The organism is Aeromonas sp. 600282, from assembly GCF_049175755.1.
Classification (GTDB): Bacteria; Pseudomonadota; Gammaproteobacteria; order Enterobacterales; family Aeromonadaceae; genus Aeromonas; species Aeromonas veronii_A.
Genome location: NZ_JAAKVR010000005.1, coordinates 169,427 through 191,479, shown reverse-complemented (window position 1 = coordinate 191,479; position 22,053 = coordinate 169,427). Strand labels below are relative to the sequence as shown.

Sequence of the window (22,053 nt, the reverse complement as noted above, 5' to 3'; positions counted from 1 at the left end):
GCGAGTAACATGATGAGTGCCTTGGAGCTATGGCAAGGTGAGGTCTCCGCCCGTGTCGCCAGCGTCACCTGCCGTATCGAAGAAGAAAAATTGCGCATAGCGAAAAGAAGAGAGGAGAGGGGAATGGTGCAATATATCCAGAAAGGGCTGCTGTTATCTCTTTGCCTGCTGCTGGCGGCCTGTAGCAGCCGTTATGACGAGAGCCACGGTGGCAGCTGGCGCGGTTATAGCGAGACCGGTTACGCCAGTTATTATGCCGACCGTTATCACGGCAAAAAGACTGCCAGCGGCGAGATCTATCGCAACAACCTCAACAGCGCCGCCCATATGGAATTGCCCTTTGGCGCTATGGTGCGAGTCACCAACCTCGCCAACGGCAAGAGCGTAGTGGTCAAGGTCAATGATCGCGGCGCCTTGAAAAGGGGGCGTATTATCGATCTCTCCAAATCTGCGTTTAGCACCATCGGCAATATTCGTGACGGGATTATCAATGTAAAAATAGAGGTGCTCTAGGCTGGGGGAACCTGTTTATACACGAAAATGGATGTTGATGAATGATATTGGGAGGCTGACATCGACCAGTCAGCCTTTCGGTAGATAAAGATATAACATTGATTTGGATCAATATTTAATTCATCTACAAATGGATTTGTTATCAATGGAAAAACTCGATGGTCGTGATTGATATTTATTTTAGCCTATCTCGCCTGTTTGGCCTTACTATGTGGCAAACGGAGGGATTAGTGATGATTATCTATGGTAAATACGGTGGAGCAGCGCTGAGAGCTGTTCATCTGATGGTACAGAATAATTACGGTCATGTCACCGCCTGGGATATGGCTATTGCTGAAGCATTTGGTGATGATATCAGTACAGGTAAATTTAAAAATAATCCAAAGGTCACGTTTCTGACTCTTTGCAGTCTTGGTTGTATCAGTTGCATCATGCCAGTTCATTATGTAGCTGCGACCAAAACCAGAGCATATGTGTTGGCTGCCATTGATTTATTGTCACACAAGGATATTACCAAACCGATCGATCCCGAGCAGTTATGGCTGGAGGTGCTCTCGGCCTGTAAGAGCGGCAAGGTTGTGAAGCATAACAATCAGATGGATGTCATTCTGACACTCTGGTATGCCGGTGTGCTCAATCCCGAGTGGGATAAGGATGCCATCAGGATAGACTATCGACGAATATAAAAAAGCCAAGATAATGAATACCTTGGCCATGAAACATCAATTGGTTCTGGTCAGGGATGCACTATCGGAGTGTGCGAATGGCTTGCCATACACCATTAGGTTGGTGGTTTGACTGTATTTGAGGAGATTTTTCTCTGAGAAGTCCAGAGTCATCGAGAAATCCGCGGTGGAATCATTAATGGTCATATAATTGCTTTCCGCAATACCGCGCTTGCCCGTCTTGAACTCGATTTTGTTACCCGCTTTGCCTTCAGTGACCACACAGACTGCACGAGGTATACAGTATGAGTTGTAAACAAGCTGATTGGTCTTGTCATAAATCAGATAACCGCGTTGGTCATGAAATTTCCCATTATCGCTTTTTCTGAATACTTCCTGCTTGTAATACATGGCTACCAGATATTGTTCGCTGGCATTTTTTGCATCGGCCGCCGGTTCAAAGGTGATGATTTCGTAAAAGGGTTCCACTGCCGGCCCCCCTTTGCCAACTTTGCTACCCTCCTGGCCGGGTGCTACATCTACACCACCAGCATCGGTGCTTTTCCATGTGCCAGCCAACTGAGCTAATGGACCAAAATCCAGACCGTTGATAATAGTGCTGGACTCTGCGTGAGCGAGCGTGGCACAGGTAATTAATGCTATGGGTAAGATAACTTTATTCATTGTGATAACTCCATCACTAATAATGACTTGCGAATAAATATGTTCAGCAAAGTAATTGTTATAACGCACCAAGGGTGTGGTCAATGATATTGAGTGATAGTGGTTCGTTTTTGTGATGTATGATTTGCTTTTTCGTGGCTAAATAAATTGAATTTGATATAAGACAATGTTGTATTTTTTCATCGCGCTTCCTCAGATATATCGTGATAGAGATAAAGGAACATTGACATGATGCGATGATTATTATGTCAACGGCGTGAATATTTCACTCAGCCCCATCAATTGAAGGCGATAGCCACTAACTCTGTGGCACCCTGACCCCTTTATCGAGATAGAGGCTGCTGTAGTGGGCGCGGTGGGTGACAAACATCACCTGATGGCGGCTGCCGTCGGAGAGGATAACAAAATCCCCCGCCTGAGCGGGGCTCTGCAAGGTGATCTCCTGCTCGGGGGCGGTCAGGCGATCGACATCTTCCTTGAAAGTGAGGGTGTAAGAGTACATATGGCGCTCCACTGCTGGCTCATATCAAACACTCCGTTGAAGGTAGTTGCTGACAAGGGGGCGCGCGGCGCCCGATTGGCGCTGTTAGACCAAATAGCGGTGATGAGAACGTGCGTGGTTTCAGCTGGGTTGTTCTGCTGAGGTGCGCTTGAGGCGTTTACATCAAGGCCATTGGTATCAAAACGATGGTAAAGGGGCGAAAGGGGGATGAAAAAACCGCCTATTGGCGGTTTTTCTTATGCAATGGGCCCTACTTCAGGGCCTTCTTCAGCTTCTTGATCTTGCTTTCATGCTTGGCAATTTTCTCAAGACGAGCGGCGATCTTCTTCTTGATCTCTTTTTTGCTTGCTTTGGTCATCGGTGGCGCTCCTTTGCAGTGGGGACACATCAAGTGTCAGTGTGGGTCTTCCCTTTGACGTCCCAGAGTGCCACAGGGCTCCTTTGTGAACCAGCATTCTGTTGCTTTAATAGCCAGTTCGCTATAACTGCAAGGGGCTGAGCCAGCGCAGCAGTTGCTGGCCAACCTGCGGGTTGGCCAGCAGGGCCATATGGCTGGTGCGATAGACAATCAGGGTATGGGCAGGAAGAAAAGCCAGCTGATGGCGCGCTTCGTTGTGCTGACCGAGGGCACTGCGTAGCGGCACCAGTCCATCGCCAATCAGCCGGTCGGCCAGCAGGCTGCGCTTGGCGGCAGTGGTCGCGGCGATGGCATAACAGTTGACGCTGCAGGGTAAGGGGAGTGGAACGCGGGGATCGCGCAAGGGCACGGCGGGGTCGGGTTGGGCCACTTCGTCGATCACCTTGCCGTGGCGCAGATCCTTGATGCCTGCACTGCGCAGCCGCGCCAGTCTGACGAAGGGTTCGCTGTAGGCGGTAGCGGGCAACAACTGTTCCAGCCAGTGACCTGCATGTTCGAGCGGTGCGCCGTGGTGTGGTGTGCCGAGAAATATCAGGTTGGCAAGGTGCGCAGGCCAGGTGAGCCCGGCCACGCCGGCATGGTGGCAGGCGCTGCGTGCAACCAGTCCCCCCATGCTATAGCCCATTATCGTTATCTCTTTGAGCTCTCCCGGCCAGTGGGCGAGCAACTGCTCCAGCAACAGAGCAAGTTGCTGCCCGTTTTGTGCGATGGGCAGGCCCGAGTTGTAGCGCAGGTAAAGAGGCTGATAGCCAAGCGCGTTGGCAAGTTGCTCTCCGTGATTGACCGGCTTGCCTTGATGCTCGGTCTGCCACTGCCGATCGTTCATGCACAGGCCATGGATCATCAGCAGCACCCGTCCCTCGCGGGGTAGATCCTTTGGCATCGCCTGCCAATCGAGGGGCTTGCCCTGATAGCGCAGTGTCATGGGGGTGGCGAGGGCATTGTGGTGATCGACCAGCTTGTCCCCCAATACGCCGTTGAGCGTGGCGATCAGGGCTGCACGTTTCGGGGTTTCGGGGATCTGGTGGGGCGGCGGAGTGGCAGGCAGGCGGCTGAGCAGTTGGTTGATGCCGCTGCCCAGGGTGTTGGCGGTGCCATGTACCCCCTTGTAGACCAGCCCGGTGATCCCGGCTGTTTTTCCCTCATCTCGTCCCTTGAGCCCCATACCGCTCAGTACCGCCTGATGTACCGCTTCGGTGATCTCTACCGCGGCGGGCAGCGCCAGAGTCAGCAGGTGCGCCAGCTCGCGGATATCCGAAAGATGCCAGGAAGAGGATGGCGATGGGTCTGTGGCGTCGGTCATGGCAAGCCCTTGTGAAAGCGGGTATCGCGTTGTTGTGCCGCGAAGAGCGCAGTGTGTCTCTATATCAAACCAGCTTGCGCCCTTTGTGGCAGGTTTACCAGTAACGGGCCATGCATGGCGGGGCTGATAAGAACCGCTTGCGAAGCCGGTCACGGTAATGACAGGGAAAATCACCTCTACTTCGTCATATGAAGCCACATGGAGAGGTGAGGATGTCGTTGTTTGATGAGGTGCGGGTACAGGATTTGTGTGCACGGTTGCTCGATAGCCAGAACGAGAAGGGGTGCACCCTTGAGAGCAGGCATGGCCGCAAGTTGAAAGAGTTGTTGCAGACGAATTGTGGGTTAAGACCTTTTGGGCGAAGCGCTCGTCATGTATTAACCGAGGCGGGACGGGCTTATCTGATCAGACAGCTGGCGCAGGTCGATCCCCCCGAACCGAACAAGGGTGAGCTGCTGCAACGTTTGGGAGTGAGTTTGCCTGCACGGCTCAATCAGGCCTGCTTTTATGCCCTCTGGCATGGGGACAGCAAGCATTCGCGGTCAGCATCCCTTGCAGCGCCACAGCTTGCGGACTTGACGCTCACGCAAGATGAGGTGATCCGCATCCGCACCCTCGAGCCGCTCTCACTGGTCGATCGGCAAGGCCAGCAGCACGATATGACGGTAATGATGGCACTACTGGGAGAGTTGGCGTTGCCGGAGCGGACTCTGGGCACGCTGGCGGCCATCGGCTGGCAGGGGGAGCGGGTCATTACGGTGGAGAACAAGGGGGCCTTTGTCGACTACCAGCTGCAACCCGGGCAACTGCTGCTCTTTGCTCCCGGTCGCAATACCTCCCTGGCCAAACAGCTGATTCCGCTGCTGCCTGCGGGCGTGCAGTGGGCACATTTTGGCGATCTCGATCAACGGGGTATCGATATTGCCGTCGAGTTGGCGCGCGAGCTAAATCGACCGGCCATGCTCTGGCTTCCCTGTGAGTTGCAACCTTATCTGGAGCACTATGCCCGCCCTGTTCGCACCTTTGCAACGGACAGTGGCAAGGTGCCCTGGCGTGTGACGACGCAGGCTGATCAGGTTGATGGTCATGGCACGCCGGCAGGTGTTCCCTGGCTCGATAAACTGATCACAGACGGGACTTGGCTGGAGCAGGAGGTTTTGATTCTGGCCCCTCACTGGCGGAGCTGGTCATTGGAAGAGATGGGCAATCAGGGGTGAAACGGGGAGCCTGTGCTCCCCGTTATTTCGTGGTCAGCTGTTTACTTGGCGTTGATGGGCCCCTTGGTGCCGGCATCATTATCGACCCAGCCATCTTCACCCTTGATGCGGCGATCCCCCTGAATTGTGTAGATGACCATGCCATCCTTGAACACCAGCGCGCCATCGGATTTCTTGGCATTGACCTTCTTGTCGTTGACCCACACCTGATCCTTGCCATCGATGCGGATATTGGCCACGGTGGCGCCGGTTTGAGGGAAGGTGGCGATCCAGTTGCCCGCATAGGGGCTGCCGCTGGTTGCCGCGGCCGGAGCATTGCCAACACCGGCAGCAGCGTTCTCAGCCTTGGTTTTGTTGATATCGCAGCCATTGAGCTCGCTCACCTGAGTGCAGCCCGAGCGCTCCAGCTTCTGCTCATAGCTCAGATTCAGACCGCCCTCCGCCGCAGGGGCGGCCGCGCCAAATCCCGCCTTGGCATTTTCCGCTTTGGTTTTGTGAATGTCACAGCCCTGCGCCTCGGTGACCTGGGTGCAGCCGGATCGCTCCAGTTGCTCGGCATATTTGGCACTGATGGCGTGGGCAGGGGTGATACCGAGCAGGGTCAGGGTGATGAGCAGAGCAGCATTCCTGGACATAGATAATCCCTCAAAGATGTAAGTCATGCAGGTTCATCCGCGCAGTTGCGGCAGTGAACGTCGGCCTCTTCTGAGCATCCGAGACAGATGCGCAGCTGGCGTATTCACGTTAGCACCTTGGGCCAACCGCGCCCAGCAATGTGGCCGGAAGATAAGGCGAGAGGCGATACGGGCGGGGAGTGCAAGGGAGGTTAAATGGCAGTGACACTTCTGCAGAAGAGGTGGTAACAAAAGAGCAAGTCACTGCACGGCATTATCATAATGATAACGGCAACCCCGCTGATATCATTTCAGCCCCTGAAACTGACCTTTGATGATAATTCTCACCGGCGCAGGGATATTGCCTCTGATTATTATCACCTTGCTATTTTATCGCTTGGCCACCCTATCCATCCTTTTATGGAGTAAACCGCTGAAATAGCCGCTGATTTTGTGGGTGGCATCACACACTTTTTCCATTTATTAATATCTGCCTGCATCTTATTGGTTTGGCACGGTTATTGATTGCCTCATATCGACGCTAACCGACGCGCTCACCCACAACCGGGATGCTGGTGACATCGTGAGTGAAAGGGGAGCTATCCATATCTCATCCAATGATTGGGGCGAACGATGAAAGCAGTTAACGAATTAATCAAAGAGATCAGAGTACTCAAATCCAACCTGCATGAAAAAGATTTTCTGCTGACCTGGGAGCAAACCCCTCAGGAACTGGAGCTGGTATTGAAACTGGCCGAATCACTCAAGACCCTGCGCGCCGAAAATATCTGCACCAAACTGTTTAACAGCGGGCTCGGTATCTCGGTTTTCCGCGATAACTCCACCCGAACCCGCTTCTCTTATGCCTCTGCGCTGAACCTGCTCGGTCTGGCCCAGCAGGATCTGGATGAGGGCAAATCCCAGATCGCCCACGGTGAAACCGTCCGTGAAACCGCCAACATGATCTCCTTCTGCGCCGATGCCATCGGTATCCGCGATGACATGTATCTGGGGGCCGGTAACGCCTATATGCGCGAGGTGGGCGCCGCGCTGGATGAAGGGTTCGAGAAGGGGGTGCTGCCCCAGCGTCCGGCGCTGGTCAACCTGCAGTGCGACATTGATCACCCGACTCAGTCCATGGCTGATCTGGCTTGGTTGCAGGAGCACTTCGGCAGCCTGGAAAACCTCAAGGGCAAGAAGATTGCGATGACCTGGGCTTACTCCCCGAGCTACGGCAAGCCGCTCTCCGTGCCGCAGGGCATCATCGGCCTGATGACCCGCTTTGGTATGGATGTGACCCTGGCCCACCCGGAAGGGTATGACCTGATCCCGGACGTGATCGAAGTGGCCAAGGAGAATGCCAAGGCATCCGGCGGCAGCTTCCGCCAGGTCACCTCCATGGAAGAGGCCTTCAAGGATGCCGATATCGTCTATCCCAAGTCCTGGGCTCCCTACAAGGTGATGGAGCAGCGTACCGAACTGCTGCGTGCCAATGACCACGCTGGCCTCAAAGAGCTGGAGAAACACTGCCTTGAGCAGAACGCCAAGCACAAGGATTGGCACTGCACCGAAGAGATGATGAAACTCACCAAGGGTGGCGAAGCGCTCTATATGCACTGCCTGCCGGCCGATATTTCCGGTGTCTCCTGCAAGGAAGGGGAAGTAACCGAAGGGGTATTCGAGAAATATCGTATCGCCACTTATAAAGAGGCGAGCTGGAAGCCCTATATTATCGCCGCCATGATCATGGCTCGTAAATTCTCCGCCCCGGGAGAGACCCTCGAAACGCTGCTTAAAGAGGCCCAGAAGCGGGTTAAATAAATAGCGTTGGCTGAAATAAACAAAAGAAATGGCAGGGGTAATCATTCCCCTGCCTGCTACAACAGCAGAATTGTCGTGAGTTTTCTCCCCGTGGTATCTGAATATCGGATTTCCCGGTGAGATGGCTCCCGACCCCATAATCTGGATGAGGTACGCATGTCCCAATTTTCTCTGAAGATGGATATTGCCGATAACCGTTTTTTTACCGGTGAACCATCTCCCCTGTTTTCTCGCGCCGAAGCACAAAAGGCCCGTGCCTTTCATAAAAAACTGGCCGGTTATGAACCGACTCCCCTGTGCGACCTGAAAGATCTGGCCGCCTATATCGGGGTAAAAAATATTCTGGTCAAGGATGAGTCAAAACGCTTTGGTCTCAATGCCTTCAAGATGCTCGGTGGCGTTTATGCCATTGCCAACCTGCTCTGTGAAAAATACGGGGTGGCCGTCGAGGATTTTTCCTTCGATCTCATCAAGCGCACCATCAAGGAGCCGATGACCTTCGCCACCACCACAGATGGCAACCACGGTCGTGGCGTTGCCTGGGCCGCCAAGCAGGTGGGCCAGCATGCGGTGGTCTACATGCCCAAGGGCTCTGCCCAGGAGCGGGTTGACCACATTCTCAATCTCGGTGCTGAGTGCATCGTCACCGACATGAACTATGACGATACCGTGCGCCTGACCATGAAGATGGCCGAAGAGCGCGGTTGGCACATCGTTCAGGACACCGCCTGGGAGGGCTACACCAAGATCCCGACCTGGATCATGCAGGGTTACTCCACTCTGGCCGACGAAGCGGTCGAGCAGATGCAGGATATGGGCATCAAGCAGCCGACCCACGTGCTGCTGCAGGCCGGGGTAGGGGCGCTGGCGGGCGGTGTGCTCGGTTATCTGGTGGACTGCTTTGGTGCGAAAAACCTGCACAGCATCGTGGTCGAGCCGGATCAGGCCGACTGCATCTACCGCTCCGGCGTGGCAGGGGAGATGGTCAACGTGGGGGGCGACATGCGCACCATCATGGCCGGTCTCGCCTGCGGTGAACCCAATCCGCTCGGCTGGCCGCTGCTCAGGGGCTGCACCACCCAGTTCATCTCCTGTCACGACAAGGTGTCGGCATTGGGGATGAGAGTGCTCGGCAACCCTCTTGGCAATGACCCCCGCATCATCTCCGGTGAGTCCGGCTCGGTCGGTACCGGCGTGCTGGCGGCGGTGCGTCACCACCCGGATCGTGCGGCGCTGATGGCTCGCCTCGGGCTGGATAGCAACTCGGTGGTACTCATCATCAACACCGAAGGGGACACCGATGTGAAGCACTACCGGGAAGTGGTGTGGGAAGGCAAACATCCTGCCTGCGATTAACCCCGGCTGTGAGTAATCCCTGCGAGAGCAGAGACACGAATTGAAGCATTGATCGCGCCTCGCCAACGGGGCGCGGTAACGGGCACAGGGCGCTGCCGACGAACAGGCTGCGCACTCTCAGTTGTTATGGAGAATCACAATGAGCAAGCAAATTCCGTTTGAAATGGTGTTGGAGAAGGCCTACCAGTACAAGGCCGAGATGAGTCAGTTCCTGCGCGACATGATCGCCATCCCGAGCGAGAGCTGCGATGAAGAGCGCGTTGTGCTGCGCATCAAGCAGGAGATGGAGAAGGTTGGCTTTGACAAGGTCGAGATCGACCCCATGGGCAACGTGCTGGGCTATATCGGCCACGGCCCGCACCTGATCGCCATGGATGCCCACATCGATACCGTGGGCGTCGGCAACATGGCCAACTGGACCTTCGATCCCTATGAGGGGATGGAAGATCACGAGATCATCGGTGGCCGCGGCGCCTCCGATCAGGAAGGGGGCATGGCCTCCATGGTCTATGCGGGCAAGATCATCAAGGATCTGGGGCTGGAAGATCAGTACACCCTGCTGGTGACCGGTACCGTGCAAGAGGAGGATTGCGATGGTCTCTGCTGGCAGTACATCATCGAGCAGAGCAAGATCCGCCCCGAGTTCGTGGTCAGTACCGAACCCACCGACTGCCAGATCTACCGTGGCCAGCGTGGCCGCATGGAGATCCGCATCGACGTGCAGGGGGTCAGCTGCCACGGCTCCGCGCCGGAGCGCGGTGACAACGCCATCTTCAAGATGGGCCCCATCCTTGGCGAGCTGCAGGAGCTCAGCCACAACCTCGGCAATGATGACTTCCTCGGCAAGGGCACCCTGACCGTCTCCGAGATCTTCTTCACCTCCCCAAGCCGCTGCGCCGTGGCCGACAGCTGCGCCGTCTCCATCGACCGCCGCCTCACCTGGGGCGAAACCTGGCAAGGGGCGCTCGACGAGATCCGCGCCCTGCCAGCGGTAAAAGCCGCCGGTGCCGAGGTCTCCATGTACCAGTACGACCGTCCGGCCTATACCGGTCTGGTCTACCCGACCGAGTGCTACTTCCCGACCTGGAAGGTGGAAGAGGATCACATCACCGTCAAAACCCTCTCCAAGGCTTATCGCGAGCTGTTCAACAAGGAGCCGGTGGTGGACAAGTGGACCTTCTCGACCAACGGGGTCTCCATCATGGGTCGCCACGGTATTCCGGTCATCGGTTTTGGCCCGGGTAAAGAGCCGGAGGCCCACGCCCCGAACGAGAAGACTTGGAAAGAGCATCTGGTCAAGTGCGCCGCCATGTACGCCGTGATCCCCATGCTCTATCTGGCCGAGCTGGACAAGTAAGGGGTCTGCCGGGTGGTAACTCTCATCACCGCCCGGCTGTTGCAAGTGCCCCGTCTCCATTGAGGCGGGGCTTTGCTGTTTGAAGTGATGTTCGAGGTGGTGGGGATGAAACGGCTGATCAAAAACGGTGTGCTGGTCGATGCACAGGGTGAATATCGTCAGGATCTGCGGATCGATAACGGGGTGATCCGAGCGCGGGCCGCCGCTATCCAGCCCGATGGCGAGACCGACGTGATCGATGCCAGCGGCTGCTACGTGATGCCTGGCGGTATCGATGTCCACACCCACTTCAACATCGATGTTGGCATTGCTCGCAGTTGCGATGATTTTTTTAGCGGTACCCGTGCTGCCGCCTGTGGTGGCACCACCACCATCGTCGATCACATGGGATTTGGCCCGGCGGGGTGTAACCTGCATCACCAGCTGGCCCGCTATCACGAGTACGCCGCCGATCAGGCGGTGGTCGATTACAGCTTTCACGGCGTTGTCCAGCATGTGGATGACGCTATCCTCCACGAAATGGCCGCCATGGTTCAGGAGGAGGGGATCAGCAGCTTCAAGCTCTATCTCACCTACCAGTACAAGTTGGGGGATCACGACGTGCTGCGCGCGCTGGCCCGCCTCAAGGAGGTGGGGGCGCTCGCCACCGTCCATCCCGAGAACGATGCCGCCATCGCGGCGCGCCGTGCGGCCCTGCTCGCCGCCGGTCACCATGAACCCTGGTATCACCCGCAAAGCCGCCCACTGGAGTGCGAGGCGGAGGCGATCGCCCGGATGATCAATCTGGCGGGGCTCGCGGGCAATGCGCCGCTCTATATCGTCCACCTCTCCAATGGCTTGGGGCTGGAGTATCTGAAACTGGCGCGCCGTCAGGGCCAGCCGGTCTGGGTCGAGACCTGCCCGCAATATCTGCTGCTCGATGAGCAGTGTTATTACAAGGAGAACGGGGTCGACTATCTGCTGAGCCCGCCGCTGCGCTCGCGCCGCGAGCAGGACAAGCTGTGGGTCGGTATCGCTGCGGGTGACATCGACACGGTGGCGACCGATCACTGCAACTTCTCTCACGCCCAGCGCATGACCCTCTCGGGGGGCGATTTCAGCCGCTGCCCCAATGGTTTGCCCGGGGTCGAAAACCGGATGCTGCTGCTGTTTTCCCACGGGGTACTAGGCGGGCGCATCTCGCCGTCGCGCTTCGTGGCACTCACCAGCGCCAACCCGGCGCGCCTGTTTGGCCTCTGGCCGCGCAAGGGCAACCTGCAAGCGGGGTCTGATGCCGATCTGGTGATCATGGATCCCCGCGGTGACACCCTGATTTCTCACCCACTGCTGCATGACAACGGCGACTACAGCCCCTACGAGGGGATGCATTGCCCCGGCCGGATCAGGATGACCCTCAGTCGTGGCGAGATAGTCGCTCGCGACGGCGAGTTTCTGGGGCGGCGTGGTCATGGTCGGTTTTTGGCCAGAGCGCCCTTTGATCCGGCGTTGGCTTCGGATCTGCACTCGCCTTGCCCCGCGGTGTCAGGCTGACAATCCGTTCGAAATACGCAAATCAGCAAGCTTATGTTAACAACGAAAGGTGAGCCGGTATCGCGCCGGCTTGTCCCATCACTGGAGATAACAAGATGAAACAGAGAATCGTACTGGCCCTTGGTGGCAATGCGCTGGGCAACAACCTGCCCGAGCAGATGAAGGCGGTGCAGAGCACGGCGGGCACCATTGCCGACCTGATCGCCCAGGGGCACGAGGTGGTGGTGACCCACGGCAACGGCCCGCAGGTAGGGATGATCCAGCAGGCGTTCGAAGTGGCGGCCCGCCACGAGCCAAAATCCCCCCATCTGCCGATGTCGGTCTGCGTGGCCCTGAGTCAGGGTTATATCGGCTATGACCTGCAAAATGCCCTGCGCGAAGCCCTGCTTGAACGCGGCATCCACAAGCCGGTCGCCACTCTGGTGACCCAAGTGGAGGTAGATAAAAACGATCCCGCCTTCCTTGACCCGAGCAAACCCATCGGCGGTTTCTTCAGCAAGGAAGAGGCCGAGGCGCTGATGGCCAAGGGCGAGCGGCTCAAAGAGGATGCCGGTCGCGGCTATCGCCGGGTAGTGGCATCCCCCAAACCCGTCGATATCATCGAGAAAGAGACCGTCTCAGCGATGCTGGCCGCCGGTCAGGTGGTGATCACCGTCGGTGGCGGCGGCATTCCGGTGCTGCGGGAGGGCAATCACCTGCGCGGTGCCAGTGCGGTGATCGACAAGGATTGGGCCAGTGCCAAGCTGGCGGAACTGATTGACGCCGACATGCTGATCATCCTTACCGCGGTAGAGAAAGTGGCCATCAACTTCGGCAAACCCGATGTGCAGTGGCTCGATCAGCTGAGCGTGGGAGATGCCCAGTGTTTTATCGAGCAGGGGCAGTTTGCCAAGGGATCCATGCTGCCCAAGGTGGAGGCGGCGCTCTCGTTCGCTACCTCCATGCCGGGGCGCAAATCCCTGATCACCTTGCTGGAGAAGGCCGCCGACGGCATTGCCGGCAAGACGGGAACCCTTATCTGCCGCTAGGCGTTCCAGCTCGGGTTGCGTGTGATTGCGGGGGCCGACGGCCCCCTTGTTCATTTCGGGGCGACCATGGTCAGCGGAGGATGAGCGGCGTAAGATGGCCGCCTTCAAGCGCGGGCAAGAGGCCGAGAACAGACCCGGCGCAATGAGTGACAAGAGGTGAGTAACAAGCAAATGAGCGGAAAGATCAATATGGCGGCGCTGGTGGGATTGATCCTGCTCACCGCCATCTGGAGTTACAGCTGGATCGTGATGAAGCAGGTGATGCTTTACGCGGGGGCGTTCGAGTTCACCGCTCTGCGCTGCCTGTGCGGATCTCTGGTTCTGCTGCTGGTATTGGCCCTGCGCGGGCGCCGTTATCTCAAACCCACTCCGTTTCGCTATACCCTCGCCATCGCCCTGTTCCAGACCTGCGGCATGGTGGGGTTGGCCCAGTGGGCTTTGATCAGCGGCGGGGCGGGCAAGGTGGCCATTTTGAGTTATACCATGCCGTTCTGGGTGGTGATCTTCGCGGCGCTCTTTCTCGGCGAGCGGATGCGCAAGCTCCACTATCTGGCAGTCGGGGTGGCTGCCTGCGGGCTGCTGCTGGTGATCGAGCCCTGGCAATTGCATCTGGATTCCATGAAGAGTGCGCTGCTGGGGATTGCTTCCGGCATTTGCTGGGGGATTAGCGCCATCATCGCCAAGCGGATGTATGCCCGCCATCCCGCGGTGGATCTGATGTCCCTCACCACCTGGCAGATGATCTACGCCACCATGGTGATGGCCGTGGTGGCGGCGCTGGTGCCGGAGCGACCCATCGACTGGCAGCCCTATGTGTTTGGCGCGCTCGCCTACAGCGCCATCTTCGCCACGGCGCTGGCCTGGAGCCTCTGGCTGTTCGTACTGAAAAAGCTGCCGGCAGGGATCGCCAGTCTCAGTACCCTGGCGGTGCCGGTGAGCGGCGTGCTGCTCTCCTGGTGGCTGCTGGGCGAAAATCCGGGGCCGGTGGAGGGGAGCGGCATTGCCCTTATCGTGCTGGCGCTTCTCGTCATCAGCCGCAAGGGCAAGCGCTCTGTGGTGTCGGTGGCGGGGGAGACTCGCATCAAGCATGGTTGAGTGGTGACTGGGCTGCCAGTGGCACGATAAACGGCACTCAAAAGAGCCCGCGACAGGGGACCAACCCCTCGTTACAATGGCGTGGTTTGACTGTGCTGGAGCACAGGTATCTGATTTATTGTGATTATTTCAACGAACCTAACGGCAAGGATGAGACCGTATGATGACGCTGGTGTGGTTGGCTGTAGGCCTGGTGTGTCTGGTGGTGGGGGCCGAATCTCTGGTGCGGGGCGCATCTCGCCTCGCCACCATGATGGGGATATCGCCACTGGTGGTGGGATTGACCATAGTGGCCTTTGGGACCAGTGCTCCCGAGCTGGCTGTGAGCATCCAGTCTGGCCTCGAGGGGCAGGCAGGGATCGCAGTGGGAAACGTGGTCGGCAGCAATATTTTCAACGTGCTGTTTATTTTAGGTATTTCGGCACTGATCGTACCGTTGACCGTCTCCCAGCAACTGGTACGTCTCGACGTTCCCTTGATGATAGTGGTCTCTTTTCTAGTGTTGTTGCTGGGCTACGATGGCCGTATTGCACCACTGGAAGGGGCGCTGCTGTTTGCCGGCATCATCGCCTACACCGTGTTTCTCTTTGTCCAGAGTCGACGGGAAAACAAAGCGGTGCAGGCGGAGTATGAGCAGGAGTTTGGTACCCGTGAAGCGAGTACGGCGGGCAACTGGTTGCGCAATCTGCTCTTTATTGCCGCAGGTCTGGGTCTGCTGATCCTCGGCTCCCGCCTGCTGGTTGGCAGTGCGGTTGAGATTGCACACTACTTCGGGGTGAGCGATCTGATCATCGGCTTGACCATAGTGGCGGCCGGTACCTCCTTGCCCGAAGTGGTGACCTCCATCGTCGCAGCCCTGCGCGGGGAGCGGGATATCGCTGTGGGGAACGTGGTGGGCAGCAATATCTTCAATATCCTCTGCGTGCTGGGGCTCACCTCCATCGTCACTCCCGGTGGGCTTGAAGTGTCGGCCACCGCCCTTCAGTTCGATATTCCGGTAATGATTGCGGTGGCGCTTGCCTGCCTGCCCATCTTCTTTACCGGTTACACCATCGCCCGCTGGGAAGGGGCGCTGTTTCTGGCCTACTACATCGGCTACACCTGCTGGCTGATCCTCCACGCCACGTCCAGTCCGCTGCAAGGTCAGTTCAGTGCAGCGCTAACCGGTTTTGTGTTGCCGCTCACCGCCATCACTCTGGTTGTGCTGGCGGTGCGAGCCTGGCGATTGCAACGAACCCGGTCGTGATGCAGGTTCTCCTGATGTAAAGGAGCTGCATCAACCGACAGGCCGAAAAAAGCCCCACCATCATGGTGGGGCTTTTGCTTGGTGCTGAACTTGGTGCTGAAGAGGGACGCGAAGCGCCGTCATCGGCGCTGGGCCAGATGCATCATGGCTTCCAGCACGGCACCGCCGATGGCGCGAGCCTTGTCCGATACCGTAGTGGCATCGGCCCGCTCGCCTCTGGGATCGATGTCACCGATCTTGAAGCCGACGGTGACCTCGATGCCATCGCTGAGCAGACCTCGCACCATGCCGGAGAGCGGCGCGATAATAGGGGCGTCACCCACATGGGCGATCACATCCCCCTCCTGCACCAGATCACCGAGCTTGATAATGCTCTTCATCACGCCGGGGGCGGGGGCGCGCACCACCCGGCGGGCGGAGTGCCCCTCGATCACCCCGGGAATGCCGGTATTGGGCTGGGCGGGGCCCTGATAGATGACACGGCCCAGATGATGGCCGCGGTTGGTCTCAATGACCGCATCACAGTCGCGTCCCGCCTCAAATCCCGGGCCAAGGGCCACCGTAATGGGGGCCATCTCCTTGTGGGTGCCGAGATTCTGCTTGGCGAGGATGGCATCCACCAGATAGCGGGGCTTGAGCTCGGCGAGGGTGGTGCAGTCGGGGTCAACCAGCAGCGGAATGATGCCCCGATCCAGCTGCTCGAACGCTTGCTCAACGCTCTCGACCCGCTTGGCGCGCACACCCTCGACACTGGTTTCACCATCGAACATCCCTTGAGCGAAGGCGACGGTGCGGCGGATCACCGTGGGCTTGTCGAGATCCAACATCACCACCTTGAAACCGGCATTGTGCAGCCGCAGCGCCACCCCGGTAGCGATATCGCCGGAGCCGCGCATCACCACCAGCTGATCCCGCTTGAGGCGAACATCGTCCTGCATCAGCCCACCCGATTTGCCGTTTTTCACCTGCAGCAGCTCGGCGAGGATGCTGATGGCGATCTCCTCGGGGGTTTCGGCTCCGATGTTGTAACCGATGGGGGCGTGCAGCTGCTGCAGTTGCTCCTGGCTCACCCCTTGCTGGCGCAGCGCCTGGGTGAAGGTCTGCACCTTGCGCTTGCTGGCGAGCAGCCCCAGATAGGCGAGGGGGCGATTGATGAGCCGCTCCAGCGCCTCCTTGTCCTGATGGTTGGTGGCGATGATGACGAAGTTGGCGGGCTCGATGGCCAGCGCCTCGATCACCGCGCTGATGGTATCGGCCTGTTTGAGATGGGTGCCGACGGGGAAGTGATCGGGGTTGAGGCTCCCTTCAAAACAGTCGCCCACATGGATATCAAAACCCAGTGGCGCCGCAGCATGGGCCAGCGCCCGGTTGACGTGACCGGCACCAATGAGCACCAGCCGGGGGCGCAGGCCATAGACATCGATATAGACCGACATGGCTCCACCGCAATCCGACCCGACCGCATGCTCACCGTTGCGCGCCATCCGGCCGTGGAAGATGCGCGGCTTGCGCTCGGCAATGGCGGCCACGGCCTCTTCGATCACCAGCCGCTCGATCATGCCGCCGCCTATGGTGCCGAGGATCTGGCCATCGGCCATCACCAGCATCTGGGCCTGATGGCGGGGGGTGGAGCCACGGCTCTCGATGATCTGGGCCATGGCAAACGGCGTGTTCTCCTGTTCCAGTCGGGCTGCGTGTGTAAACAGATTCATAAGGTACCTCTTCTTATCCTTAAACCATCATGGGCGAGGCGGCTGTGCCTCATCCTGAGCGAAGTAACCGAGTGCGAGGCGAATGGGTTGTGGTTCGCGAACCGCCCCCTGCCAGATGGTGTGGAGCTCGGGGTGGCGGGTATACAGCTTTATCAATTCATCGAGCCACGACGCCTCATTTTGATAATCCCCATTGATAAACCAGATCCGGCGCGCTCTGGCCGGGGTGCCCTTGAACAGCCCCTCGGGGTGGGAGAGCAGCTGGTGAAACAGAACCCAGTCGAGGGGGTCACCAGCCTCTATCCCGCACAGGGCCTGAAGCTCTGCCCAGCGGTGGATCTGCTGCGGGTCGGCCTTGGCCCCCACCATGGCGCCGCCCGTCAGGGCGATCACCCAATCACTGTGCTGAGGAATGCAAGGTTCGTGCAAAGCGGGCACTTTCAATAACTTGTGATGGGCGCCATCCGCTTCGACCAGGATCAGATCGAAGCGCTGCTGCCCCTTGATGAGATCAATCTGCTGGGGCGTGGGGCCCGCCACCTTTCCGGTGCGCTCGTCGAGATGGCTGAACAGGGCAACCAGCGCCGGGCCATCCGGTAGCGCCTGACAGCGGGTCAACTGGCGGACGGGATCGGCTTCCAGGATCAATTCCCGATAGTGTGACGGGGCAGGCAGAAACATCCGGGTGGTGGTGGTAATTAGCACCCTTTTACCCTGTTGATAAAAATATTCCGCCAGCCAGAACAGGGTGCTGGTTTTTCCACCGGCCCCACAGAGGCTAATTAAGGTGGTATGGCTATCAATATTTTTGGTGAGCGGGTTTAATAGCGGATCTATATCTGGAAATGCGACAGCAACAGCGTGTGGGTGCGACATAATGACGACCAAAATAAATATCGAAGGGAGTTGGAAACAACGTTGCCAGGAACAAGAGCAGTGTGACTGTATAATAACGGCGGCGGGTTTATCTTCCCGAATGGGTACCTGGAAAATGATGCTACCTTATTGCCAGGGGACAATGCTTGATGCAAGTCTCAAAAATGCCCTGGCTTTTTGTCAGCGCGTTATTCTGGTGGTGGGCCATCGTGGCGAGGAACTTCAAGCGCGCTACGGATCACGGCCGGATATTGTTGTCGTCCACAACCCCGACTATCGGCAGGGGCTGGGCAGCTCCATCCGCTGCGCCCTGGCGGCCAGTGACGCCAACTACCTCTTTATCAGCCACGGGGATCTCCCCTGTATCCCGCGCGATGTCTATCAACAGATCTGGCAGGCACGGGGTTGTGAGGCTCTTTTCCCCACCTGGCAGGGGGAGGCGGGCCATCCGGTGTTGCTGCCAAAATCCCTTGCCCGCGAGCTGGCTGCTGCCCCGGTGCAGTCGTCGGTACGACGCTGGTTGCAAGGGCATCCCCATCGTATGGTGCCCGTCGACAGCCCCGCCATCCTGTTTGATGTGGATACCCCGGAGCGCTATCAGGCGCTGCTGGGTGGTATTCTTGAAAATGAGAGCGAGCCCACGAAATAACCCTGTTTTAAAAAGATAACGGGGAGATAAATGGCGTATCAAAGTGATATTTCTCGCACTTGATCTGATAGGGCGAGTTCTTTTTGAACTGCTCATCAAGTAAATTTCAGAGTGATTGATAACTACTCGCAATACCCATAATGGTGATATCGTAATTTCTCATCATTAATTGGAGCTGCCTCACGCTTTCACCCTAAAAAATAGTTTTGTAGCTCGTTTTATAACTGTAGTGGCCTGATAGTTGCTCCTCTCCTTGCCAAGGGGGAACACCCGTGCGGGATACCCCATTTATTCATGCTGCCAATGCGCAGAACAGCTGCAAGGAGATAGCCATGGGCGATATTATGCGACCCGTTCCCTTCAAGAACCTTCTGACCCGTATTTTTGCGGAATATAAAGAGAGTCAGAGCATTTTCGGTATTCCCGCCGCACAATTTTATCGTAAGCAGGACGAGCGCAAGATCAAGGTGTTCGGTGAAACCTGCGAGACCCCCATCGGCCCGGCAGCCGGCCCCCATACCCAGTTGGCCCAGAACATCGTCACCTCCTGGCTGACCGGCGGGCGCTTTATCGAGCTCAAGACGGTGCAGATCCTGGACCGTCTCGAACTGGAAAAGCCCTGCATCGATGCAGAAGACGAGTGCTTCAACACCGAGTGGTCTACCGAGTTCACCCTGCCCAAGGCGTTTGACGAGTATCTGAAAGCCTGGTTTGCCCTCTACCTGCTGGAAGAGGTGTTCGATCCCCGTCTCGACGGAGAGGCCAAGTCCTTCATCTTCAACATGAGCGTGGGTTACAACCTCGATGGCATCAAACAGCCACCGATGCAGCAGTTCATCCACAGCCTGATGGATGCCAGCAGCAGTCCGAAATTTGCCGAGTACCAGCAGGTGGTACGTGACCTCGTGGCCGACGAGCAGTTTATCGCCGAGCTGGGACTGGGGGCGCGCCGCGCTCGCCTGCAACAGCTGGTGGAGCACATCCCGGCCAATCTGGTGCACGGCGTCACCCTCTCCACCATGCACGGCTGCCCGCCGAACGAGATTGAGGCCATCTGCCGCTACATGCTGGAAGAGAAGGGGCTCAACACCTTCGTCAAACTGAACCCGACCCTGCTGGGCTACCCGCGGGTGCGCGAGATCCTCGATACCTGCGGCTTTGATTACATTGGTCTGAGCGAAGAGTCATTCGATCACGACCTCAAGCTGGATCAGGCCAAGGCGATGCTGACCCGCTTGATGGCGCTGGGGGCCGAGAAGGGGCTCACCTTCGGGGTCAAGCTGACCAATACCCTTGGCACCATCAACCGCAAAGGGGCGCTGCCGGGGGATGAGATGTATATGTCCGGCCGGGCGCTGTTCCCCCTCTCCATCAACGTGGCCGCCGTGCTGTCTCGCGCCTTCGAGGGCAAACTGCCTATCTCCTACTCCGGTGGTGCCAGCAAGTTCAACATCGCCGAGATCTTCGAGACCGGTATCCGCCCCATCACCATGGCCACCGACTTGCTGAAACCAGGTGGCTATCTGCGCCAGATCGAGTGCCTCAAAGAGATAGATGCATCGGACAGCTGGGGTATGAGTCAGGTGGATGTGGCCAAACTGGAAGCGCTTGCCGCCAAGGCGCTCACCATGGATTACACCCAGAAGGAGTGGAAGTCCAACGATCGCATCGAAGTGGGTGGCGGCCTGCCGCTGACCGACTGCTACGTGGCGCCCTGCGTCACTGCCTGCGCCGTGCATCAGGATATCCCCGAGTACATTCGCCTGATGGGCGAGGGGGAGTATGTGGCAGCCCTTGAGCTGATTTATCAGCGCAACGCCTTGCCTGCCATCACCAGCCACATCTGCGATCACCAGTGCCAGTACAACTGCACCCGTCTCGACTACGATAGCGCGCTCAATATCCGCGAGCTGAAAAAAGTGGCGCTGGAGCGCGGCTGGGAAGGGTACAAGGCCCGCTGGCACAAGCCGGCAGGCAGTGGTGACAAGCACCCGGTTGCGGTGATTGGCGCAGGCCCTGCCGGTCTCTCCGCCGGTTACTTTCTGGCCCGTGCCGGCCATCCGGTCACCGTGTTCGAGCGCGAAGCGGATGCCGGTGGCGTGGTCAAGCACATCATCCCCGAGTTCCGCATCCCGGCCGAGCTTATCCAGCACGACATCGACTTTGTCGCCGCCCACGGGGTCAAGTTCGAGTTTGGTTGCGATCCGGCGCTCACCGTCGACAAGCTGCACGCCCAGGGCTTTACCTATGTCTTCGTCGGCATCGGTGCCGACAAGAATGGCGGCATGCGCCTCGAAGGGGGACATGATCGGGTCTACAAGTCCTTCCACTTCCTGCGCAGCTTCAATCAGGGCAAACCGCTGCCGCTCGGCCGCCATGTGGCGGTGATCGGCGCCGGTAACACCGCCATGGACTGCGCCCGCGCCGCCCTCAAGGTGCCTGGTGTCAGCGATGTGACCGTTATCTACCGCCGCAGCGAGAAAGAGATGCCCGCCTATCGCGAGGAGTATCTGGAAGCGGTGGAGGATGGGGTGCGTTTCTGCTTCCTCACCAATCCGGAGCGCTTTGACAAAGATGGCAAGCTCACCGTGCGGATGATGGCGTTGGGGGAACCTGACGAGCAGGGCCGCCGCCGTCCGGTGCCCACCGAGCAGACCGAAGTGATGCAGATGGATGCGCTGATCACCGCCATCGGCGAGCAGCCTGATTGCGAAGTATTGAAAGCCATGGGCATTCCCTTGGGCAGCGATGGCTGGCCCGAGGTGGATAGCCAGACTGGTGAAACCAGCCGTCGCAACGTCTTCCTGATCGGTGACGTGCAGAGCGGCCCGTCCTCCATCGTCGGTGCCATCGGTGGTGCCCGCCGTGCCGCGGATCTGGTGCTCTCTCGCGAGCATATCGCCAGCCAGCAGAGTGAAGTGACCATTCAGCCGTCGGGCAAGGATGAGATCTACCGCCGCAAGGGGAGCATCGCCGTCACCCTGGTCGACAAGAGCGAGCGGGAGGCCTTCGTGGCGCAAGAGGCGCACCGTTGCCTCGAGTGCAACTACCTCTGCAGCAAGTGCGTGGATGTCTGCCCCAACCGGGCCAACGTCGCCATTGCGGTGCCGGGCTTCAAGGATCAGTTCCAGACCCTGCACCTGGATGCCTACTGCAACGAATGTGGCAACTGCGCCCAGTTCTGCCCGTGGCAGGGCAAGCCCTATCAGGACAAGGTCACCATCTTCAGCCTGCCCGAGGATTTCGACAACAGCCGCAACCCCGGTTTCTATCTGGCGGATGGTGGCGAACTGCGGGTGCGTCAGGATGGCGAGACCTATCGCCTGACCATAGACGCCCAGAGCCGGATCAAGGATGCGCCAGCGGTCCTTGGCGACGTGTGCCGCATCATCAGCCATGTCCATGCCCATCACCACTACCTGCTGGGGGCCGTCGAGGCCTGAGCGAACCACGAATAAGCGAAGGAG

At 58.2% G+C, this 22,053-nt stretch carries 18 protein-coding genes; 12 read left to right on the top strand and 6 right to left on the bottom strand.

Annotated features, from left to right (window positions below; genetic code table 11):
- Nucleotides 1-123 precede the first annotated feature (123 nt).
- Both G5137_RS07495 and G5137_RS07490 read left to right on the top strand, forming a co-directional pair.
- Nucleotides 124-513, top strand: a complete 390-nt coding sequence (locus tag G5137_RS07495; protein WP_421255181.1) for a septal ring lytic transglycosylase RlpA family protein — start codon at nt 124-126, stop codon at nt 511-513.
- A 158-nt stretch (nt 514-671) separates the two neighbouring features.
- Complete coding sequence (locus G5137_RS07490) at nt 672-1,199, top strand: DUF6979 family protein (RefSeq protein WP_337072288.1); 528 nt, start codon at nt 672-674, stop codon at nt 1,197-1,199.
- A gap of 36 nt (nt 1,200-1,235) precedes the next feature.
- Here the strand turns inward: G5137_RS07490 and G5137_RS07485 are convergent, their stop codons facing one another.
- The 3 genes from G5137_RS07485 to G5137_RS07475 form a co-directional block, all read right to left on the bottom strand.
- Nucleotides 1,236-1,862, bottom strand: a complete 627-nt coding sequence (locus tag G5137_RS07485) for a heme-binding beta-barrel domain-containing protein (RefSeq protein WP_236348320.1) — start codon at nt 1,860-1,862, stop codon at nt 1,236-1,238.
- 298 nt (nt 1,863-2,160) lie between these two features.
- Complete coding sequence (locus G5137_RS07480; RefSeq protein WP_042055946.1) at nt 2,161-2,364, bottom strand: hypothetical protein; 204 nt, start codon at nt 2,362-2,364, stop codon at nt 2,161-2,163.
- 479 nt (nt 2,365-2,843) lie between these two features.
- Nucleotides 2,844-4,085 carry an alpha/beta hydrolase gene (locus G5137_RS07475; RefSeq protein WP_204479376.1) on the bottom strand — a complete coding sequence of 414 codons (1,242 nt, stop codon included), beginning with the start codon at nt 4,083-4,085 and terminating at the stop codon, nt 2,844-2,846.
- Between the two features lie 212 nt (nt 4,086-4,297).
- Here G5137_RS07475 and G5137_RS07470 point away from each other — a divergent pair, with 212 nt between their 5' ends.
- Nucleotides 4,298-5,302 (top strand): Wadjet anti-phage system protein JetD domain-containing protein, encoded by a 1,005-nt coding sequence (locus G5137_RS07470; RefSeq protein WP_042055949.1) that lies wholly within the window; start codon nt 4,298-4,300, stop codon nt 5,300-5,302.
- Nucleotides 5,303-5,343: 41 nt separating this feature from the next.
- Here G5137_RS07470 and G5137_RS07465 read toward each other — a convergent pair whose 3' ends face one another.
- Entirely contained in the window at nt 5,344-5,937 is a 594-nt protein-coding gene (locus tag G5137_RS07465; RefSeq protein WP_005336813.1) for a hypothetical protein, read from the bottom strand.
- Between the two features lie 612 nt (nt 5,938-6,549).
- Here G5137_RS07465 and ygeW point away from each other — a divergent pair.
- From ygeW to G5137_RS07430, 7 genes are all read left to right on the top strand, one after another.
- Nucleotides 6,550-7,737, top strand: coding sequence for a knotted carbamoyltransferase YgeW (gene ygeW, locus G5137_RS07460; protein ID WP_421255169.1), 1,188 nt, complete (start codon nt 6,550-6,552; stop codon nt 7,735-7,737).
- A 156-nt stretch (nt 7,738-7,893) separates the two neighbouring features.
- Nucleotides 7,894-9,093: a diaminopropionate ammonia-lyase gene (gene dpaL, locus G5137_RS07455; RefSeq protein WP_139396288.1), complete on the top strand. Its 1,200-nt coding sequence runs from the start codon at nt 7,894-7,896 to the stop codon at nt 9,091-9,093.
- A 139-nt stretch (nt 9,094-9,232) separates the two neighbouring features.
- Nucleotides 9,233-10,450 (top strand): YgeY family selenium metabolism-linked hydrolase, encoded by a 1,218-nt coding sequence (locus tag G5137_RS07450; RefSeq protein WP_187267268.1) that lies wholly within the window; start codon nt 9,233-9,235, stop codon nt 10,448-10,450.
- Nucleotides 10,451-10,555: 105 nt separating this feature from the next.
- Entirely contained in the window at nt 10,556-11,980 is a 1,425-nt protein-coding gene (hydA, locus tag G5137_RS07445) for a dihydropyrimidinase (RefSeq protein WP_421255180.1), read from the top strand.
- Between the two features lie 95 nt (nt 11,981-12,075).
- Entirely contained in the window at nt 12,076-13,008 is a 933-nt protein-coding gene (arcC, locus tag G5137_RS07440) for a carbamate kinase (RefSeq protein WP_421255168.1), read from the top strand.
- A 171-nt stretch (nt 13,009-13,179) separates the two neighbouring features.
- Nucleotides 13,180-14,103, top strand: coding sequence for a DMT family transporter (locus G5137_RS07435; RefSeq protein ID WP_076491567.1), 924 nt, complete (start codon nt 13,180-13,182; stop codon nt 14,101-14,103).
- Nucleotides 14,104-14,263: 160 nt separating this feature from the next.
- On the top strand, nt 14,264-15,349 hold the full coding sequence (locus G5137_RS07430) for a calcium/sodium antiporter (protein WP_151285962.1): 1,086 nt from the start codon (nt 14,264-14,266) through the stop codon (nt 15,347-15,349).
- 119 nt (nt 15,350-15,468) lie between these two features.
- Here the strand turns inward: G5137_RS07430 and yqeB are convergent, their stop codons facing one another.
- Nucleotides 15,469-17,061, bottom strand: a complete 1,593-nt coding sequence (gene yqeB, locus G5137_RS07425) for a selenium-dependent molybdenum cofactor biosynthesis protein YqeB (protein ID WP_421255167.1) — start codon at nt 17,059-17,061, stop codon at nt 15,469-15,471.
- Nucleotides 17,062-17,088: 27 nt separating this feature from the next.
- Nucleotides 17,089-17,937, bottom strand: coding sequence for a selenium cofactor biosynthesis protein YqeC (gene yqeC / locus G5137_RS07420; RefSeq protein ID WP_421255166.1), 849 nt, complete (start codon nt 17,935-17,937; stop codon nt 17,089-17,091).
- 1 nt (nt 17,938) lies between these two features.
- Here yqeC and mocA point away from each other — a divergent pair, with 1 nt between their 5' ends.
- Nucleotides 17,939-18,586, top strand: a complete 648-nt coding sequence (gene mocA / locus G5137_RS07415) for a molybdenum cofactor cytidylyltransferase (RefSeq protein WP_421255165.1) — start codon at nt 17,939-17,941, stop codon at nt 18,584-18,586.
- Nucleotides 18,587-18,918: 332 nt separating this feature from the next.
- Nucleotides 18,919-22,029 (top strand): putative selenate reductase subunit YgfK, encoded by a 3,111-nt coding sequence (gene ygfK / locus G5137_RS07410; protein ID WP_421255164.1) that lies wholly within the window; start codon nt 18,919-18,921, stop codon nt 22,027-22,029.
- Nucleotides 22,030-22,053: the final 24 nt, after the last annotated feature.